We start from the raw sequence: 5,858 nt of genomic DNA, 5'->3' as shown, positions 1-5,858 counted from the left end.
CGCAGCGAGCGGTGCCGCTCGTCGGCGCGGCGGGCGCCGGACAGCAGGTCGAGCCGGTCGGCCAGGCCGGCCTCCAGCCCGTCGAGCCCGAGCGCGGGCAGCCGGGCAGCGGCCAGCTCGATGGCCAGCGGCACCCCGTCCAGGCCGCGGCAGATCCGCCGGACCCGCGCGCGCTCGGCGACGTCGGGACGCGAGCCCGCGGCCGCCGCCCGCTGCTCGAACAGCGCGACGGCGTCGCCGCTCTCGTCGTCGGGGACCGACAGGCCCCCCACCGGGAAGATCCGCTCGAACGGCAGCATCAGCCGCGCCCGGCTGGTGGTCAGCACGACGAGCCCGGCCCCGGCCGCCAGCAGCCGCTCGACCAGCAGGGCGACCCCGTCCAGCAGGTGCTCGCAGTTGTCGAGCACGAGCACGGCGCGCCGGTCGACGGCCCATTCGAGCAGCGTGTCGTCGGCGGTGCGGCCGGGCTGCTCGCCCAGGCCCAGCGCCGCGGCCACGGTGGGGGCGACCATCGCCGCGTCGGTGACGGGGACCAGGTCGACGTACCAGACGCCGTCGGCGACCCGGTCGGACACGTCGGCGGCCACGGCCATCGCGAGCCGGGTCTTGCCGACCCCGCCCGGCCCGACCGCGGTGACCAGCCGCGGGCCGTCGGCTCTGCCGGCCTCGCCCACCAGCAGCGCGCCCAGCGCCGCGCGCTCCGCGCCGCGACCGACGAACGGCGTCAGCGCCGACGGCAGCGGCGTGGGGGGCCGCACGGGTGGCGCCGCCGCGGTGGCCGCCCGCTCGGCGGCCAGCTCGGACAGCGCCCGGCGGTCGGCCACGGCGAGCTTGCGCAGCAGCGAGGAGACGTGGCTCTCCACGGTGCGCACGGAGATGACCATCCGGGCGGCGATCTCGGCGTTGGTGAGGTGCTCGCCGACGGCGGCCAGCACCTCGGCCTCGCGCTGGGTCACCCCGGCGTCCGCCGTCCCGCTGCGCCCCCCGACCCGCCCCACCCCCTGATTCTGCACGCCGCCACCGACACCTCCGCCGAGGCGGTGCTCCCGGAGCTCAGGAACTGCGGTCGGTGAACACCAGGGCGCACCCGCCGGCCGCCGCCGCGGGCACGAAGGCGGCGCCGTCCGGCGCGGAGCGCACCGGGAAGCCCTCGCCGACCAGCAGCTCCCGGGTGGCGGCGAGGTCGCGCACCCGCACCGCGAACGCGACGAAGGCCGGCAGCGTCGGTGGGCGCTCACCGGGCAGCACGGCATCGAGCGCCGAGGCACCGACGAGCACGACGCGACCGGCGCCGAGGTCGAGCACGCGGGTAGGCCCGGCCTCGCGGACCGGTCGGGCGAGCAGGCGGGCGTAGCGCTCGGCGTGCCCGTCCAGCTCGGCGTCCGGCGCGCACAGGACCGGCCCGACCAGCTCGGTCGCGCCGTTCGGGTGCTCGGCGCCGGTCTCGCCGAGCTCCTCGGCCAGCGCCAGCCTCCCCTCGGGGCTGTGCCCCGCGTCGACCTCCAGCAGGGCGATGGGGACCGGCGCCCCGCCGTCCACCGCCGGGCGGGTCAGCCGGACGACGCCGCCGTGCCCGATCCCCGCGCCGGTCAGCCGGGCGGCCGCGGCGTCCACGTCGGAGGTCTGCAGCACCAGGATGTGCACGCCCGCGAAGCGCTCCAGGGCGGCACGGACCCGCGCCGTGGTGGCCGCGATGCTCACCGCGACCCGCTCCCGCGCCCCGTCCGGCACGACCAGCGGCACCAGGTGCTCGTCCGGGACGTCGGCGCCGAGCGGGGCGACCAGCTCGACGAAGTTGCGGCCGAAGCTGAGGTGGGTGTTGCCGGCGCCGACCGCCCGCACCCCCTCCCCCGCCGTCGCCAGGACGGGGAAGCGCGGCGCCGGCACGTGGAACCCCATCCGCCGGTACCGGGCCGAAGCGGCCTCGATGTCGGGCACGACGTGCCCGACGTGGTGCACCCGATCCACGGTGTCGGTCATCGCCCGCCTCGATTCTGGGAGTTCACTCCCAAAACATAGCGGACACCGAAACGAGAGCACACTCCCATGAGAGAGGTCGTCCGTGACCCGGCCGTCGCAATCTGCGACACGCACCCGTGACGCCCGTCACTAGCGTCGGACGTCCGACCCGACGGACGGAGACGGCCGATGAAGGCACTGGTGTACCACGGACCGGGCAGCAAGAGCTGGGAGGACGTACCCGACGCTGCCGTCCAGGACCCGACCGACGTGGTGGTGAGGGTCGACACGACGACCATCTGCGGCACCGACCTGCACATCCTGAACGGCGACGTCCCCGCGGTGACCGACGGGCGCATCCTGGGCCACGAGGCCGTCGGCACGGTCGCCGCCGTCGGCGCCGCGGTCACCGGCTTCGCCGAGGGCGACCGGGTGCTCGTCCCGGCCATCACCCGCTGCGGGCGCTGCGCCTACTGCCAGCGCGGGATGCCCTCGCACTGCGCGACCGTCGGCGGCATCGGCTGGATCTTCGGCCACCTGATCGACGGCACCCAGGCCGAGCTCGTGCGGGTGCCCTACGCCGACACCTCGCTCTACCACGTCCCCCTGGACGTCACCGACGAGCAGGCGATCTTCCTGGCCGACTCGCTGCCCACCGGCTACGAGGTCGGCGTGCTGGCCGGGCGGGTGCGCCCGGGCCACACGGTGGCCGTGGTCGGCACCGGCGCGGTCGGGCTGGCGGCGGTGCTGACCACCGGCCTGTGGGGCGCCTCGCGCGTCATCGCCGTGGACACCAACAAGTTCCGGCTGGCCAAGGCGCTGGAGTTCGGCGCGACCGACGCCGTCGAGGCCGGCGAGGGCGCGATCGACGACGTGCTGGCGATGACCGACGGCCTCGGCGTGGACGTGGCGATCGAGGCGGTCGGCTACCCGGAGACGCTGCGGACCGCGGCGGCGCTGGTGCGCCCGGGCGGCACCGTGGCCAACGTCGGCGTGCACGGCGTGCCGGTCGAGCTGCCGATGCAGGACCTGTGGATCCGCAACATCACGCTGACCATGGGCCTGGTCGACACGGTCTCGGTGCCGACCCTGCTGACGATGGTCGCGAGCGGGCGCATCCCGGCCGAGCGGATGGGCACCCACCGGTTCGGCTTCGCCGAGATGGACCGGGCCTACGACGTCTTCGCCGACGCCGCGGCGAACGAGGCGCTCAAGGTGGTCATCACGCCCTGACCGGGCGTGACGCACGTCACTCAGGGGTCCGGGGCGCAGCGGGCTTCAGGGGGTGTCCGACACCGCACGGCGGTGCCGCCGCTTCCCGAGGAGATCGCATGGACCCGAACGCCGCCCCGGACCCCGGGCCCGCCCGCCGCAACCGCCGTCGCGCGGCCGCGGCCGGGCTGATCGCGCTGCCGGTCGTCGGCTCGGCGTTCGTGCTGCCGGCGATCGCCAACGCCGAGACCGCGACCGCCGCGGCGGCCTTCGTCGGGACGACCGACCCGGTCCCGACCGATCCCGACCAGGCGGCCGTGCTGGCCTACCTCGACGCCGGCTACAGCTACCAGGACTCGCTCGACCTGGCCGCGATCTGGGGCCTGGACCTCGACCCGTACGGGGTGAAGGTCAAGGCGGGCTCCTCGCTCGAAGGGGGCGTGCCGCTCAAGGCCTCCGCGCCGGCCGACCCGACCGCCGCCGACGGCGTCGCCGACGAGCGGCTGGTCGAGCTGTTCTTCGAGCTGGGCTACACCGGCGAGGACGCCGAGGTGCTGGCCGGGCAGTGGGGGCTGTCCCGGGCCGAGGCCAAGGTCGCCGCCGGGCGCGAGCTGAAGGTCGTCGGCGTGCTGCCGTTCGTCGACGCGGTCGAGGAGGGCGAGTACGTGCCCGGCCCCGACGACGCCGCCGTGGCCGCCTTCTTCGACGCCGGCCACGACTACGACGACGCGGTCGCGCTCGCCGCGCACTGGGGCCTGCCCGAACCGTTCGACGCCAAGCTGAAGGCCGGTGGGCTACTGCGCTCGGGCACGGCGCTGCCCGCCGTCCCCGGTGTCGGAGACTGACCGCGACGGACCGACGGCGAACGGGAACGGGGGGACCGTCCGCGTGCCACGAGAGGCGCCCCACGAGCTGGGCTCGCGGGTGGGGTTCGAGATCGAGCTGCTGACCCCGCGCGGGAGCAGCCGCGCCGATCTGGCCGCGGCGATCGCGGCCGGATCGGGCGGGCGGGTCGAGCGCGCGTTCCACCGCGACAGCGAGCCCTCCGCGGTGCCGGGCATGGGCAGCTTCCGCCACCTCACCCCGGCCTTCGACGTCGTCGACCCCGCGGGGGCCCCGCTGTGCTCGGTGGTCGACGACGTGACCATCGTGGCCGGGCTCGACGTGCGGGCCGCCCCGGCGCCGGGCTGGTACCGGCTGCTCACCGACGACGCCCGGCTGCTGAACCTGCTGGCCGGCGTCTGCGACCCGACGGCCGAGCGGGACGAGGTGCTCAAGCCGGTCGCGGCGCTGTTCGGCACCGACGTCCTCGCGGCCGGGCCCGGCATCTCCCGCGTCGTCGACCGCGACGGCGCCAGCGTGGCGATGGCCGCTCCGCTGCCCGGCGAGCGCCAGCGCCCCGCCGAGATCGTCACGCCGCCGCTGGAGCGCGACCACGCGCAGCGGCTCGAACAGCTGCTGGGCCCGGCCCGGGAGCTCGGGTGCACGATCCCGGTCGAGGCCGCCGTGCACCTGCACTTCGACGCGGCACCGTTCCGCGCGCCGCGGGCGTTCGCCGAGGTCGTCACCCTGTTCGGGCGCTGGCGCGCGGCGCTGTGGCGGCTGCTGGGCACCAACCCGGCGTGCACGCGGCTCGCCCCGCTGCCGCCGGCCCTGCTCGACCGCACCGACGCGCTGCGCGGGCTCGGCCCGTGGGACGAGGTGGTGGCGGCGCTGGGCGACGTCGGGCTGACCAAGTACAGCGACGTGAACCTGCTGCACGTGCTGCGCGCTCCGCGCGTCAAGGACACCCTGGAGGTCCGCATCCTGCCCGGCGCGGACACCGCCGCCGCCGTGCTGGAGCGGGCCGCGCTCGTCGAGGGGCTGCTGCGGCTGTGCGTCGAGGGCCCCGGCCTCCCGCACCCACCCACCGGACGGCTCGACGAGGACGTCGCGACGCTGGCCCGCTGGGGGTGCGGCGCGCGGTGACCACCGACGTCGACGTGACCGTCGCGGCCCTCGACTTCGCCCGCTGGTACGGCGCGACCGCCGAAGGGCTCACCCAGCGGGTGTCCGCGGCCGTCGGCGACCCGCTGCTGGGCCGGGAGGCGGTGGCCGAGGCCTTCGCCCGCGCCTACGAGCGCTGGCCGCGGATCGCGGCGATGGACTCGCCGGAGGGCTGGGTGTACCGGGTCGCGGTCAACGTCTGCCGGCGCAGCTGGCGCCAGCGCGCGCTGGAGGACCGGGCGCTGGCCCGGATGGTCCCCGACCTGGCCGGCGCCGGGCTCCTCGGCGGGGTCGTCGACACGGCCCATCACCACCCCGACGACCTCTACCGCGCGGTCCGCAAGCTCCCCCGGCGGATGCGCACCGTGATCCGCCTGCGCTACTGGGACGACCTCACCGAGGTCCAGATCGCCGAGCGGCTGCAGGTGCCGGTCGGCACGGCGTCCTCGCTGCTCACCACGGCCCGCGCCCGGCTGCGTCGGGCGCTGGGCGCGGCGCCGACCACCGGAGGTGGACGATGAACGACCGGCACCGCCCGCTGCCGCTGCAGGACGTGTTCGACATCGTCGAGCGCCGCAGGCGGCAGCGGGCCAGGGTGCGCGCCGTGGCCGGGCCGGCCGCGGCCGTGGGGGCGGCCGGCATGGCCGGGGTCATCGTGCTCGTGCTGCAGGCGGGGCCGGACGGGGCCGACCCGGCGGCCG

At 76.6% G+C, this 5,858-nt stretch carries 7 protein-coding genes; 5 read left to right on the top strand and 2 right to left on the bottom strand.

Going from position 1 to position 5,858, the window contains the following annotated elements; genetic code table 11:
- On the bottom strand, positions 1–998 hold a 998-nt coding region (locus KIK08_RS36730; protein WP_308258124.1), incomplete at its 3' end, for an ATP-binding protein.
- 55 nt (positions 999–1,053) lie between these two features.
- Positions 1,054–1,980, bottom strand: a complete 927-nt coding sequence (locus KIK08_RS36725; RefSeq protein WP_214407926.1) for a VOC family protein — start codon at positions 1,978–1,980, stop codon at positions 1,054–1,056.
- 168 nt (positions 1,981–2,148) lie between these two features.
- Between KIK08_RS36725 and KIK08_RS36720 the strand changes: the two genes are divergently transcribed.
- From KIK08_RS36720 to KIK08_RS36700, 5 genes are all read left to right on the top strand, one after another.
- On the top strand, positions 2,149–3,192 hold the full coding sequence (locus KIK08_RS36720) for an alcohol dehydrogenase catalytic domain-containing protein (RefSeq protein WP_214407925.1): 1,044 nt from the start codon (positions 2,149–2,151) through the stop codon (positions 3,190–3,192).
- Between the two features lie 98 nt (positions 3,193–3,290).
- Positions 3,291–4,016 carry a hypothetical protein gene (locus KIK08_RS36715; RefSeq protein ID WP_214407924.1) on the top strand — a complete coding sequence of 242 codons (726 nt, stop codon included), beginning with the start codon at positions 3,291–3,293 and terminating at the stop codon, positions 4,014–4,016.
- A 43-nt stretch (positions 4,017–4,059) separates the two neighbouring features.
- On the top strand, positions 4,060–5,139 hold the full coding sequence (locus KIK08_RS36710; protein ID WP_214407923.1) for an amidoligase family protein: 1,080 nt from the start codon (positions 4,060–4,062) through the stop codon (positions 5,137–5,139).
- The gene (locus KIK08_RS36705) at positions 5,136–5,678 is read left to right on the top strand and encodes an RNA polymerase sigma factor (protein WP_214407922.1); all 543 of its coding nucleotides are present in this window, start codon (positions 5,136–5,138) and stop codon (positions 5,676–5,678) included. The genes KIK08_RS36710 and KIK08_RS36705 overlap by 4 nt, the downstream gene beginning before the upstream one ends.
- On the top strand, positions 5,675–5,858 hold a 184-nt coding region (locus KIK08_RS36700), incomplete at its 3' end, for a hypothetical protein (RefSeq protein WP_214407921.1). The genes KIK08_RS36705 and KIK08_RS36700, both read left to right, overlap by 4 nt.

Source organism: Pseudonocardia lacus, from assembly GCF_018531445.1.
Lineage (GTDB): Bacteria > Actinomycetota > Actinomycetes > Mycobacteriales > Pseudonocardiaceae > Pseudonocardia > Pseudonocardia lacus.
This window is presented reverse-complemented; position numbering and strand designations above follow the sequence as displayed.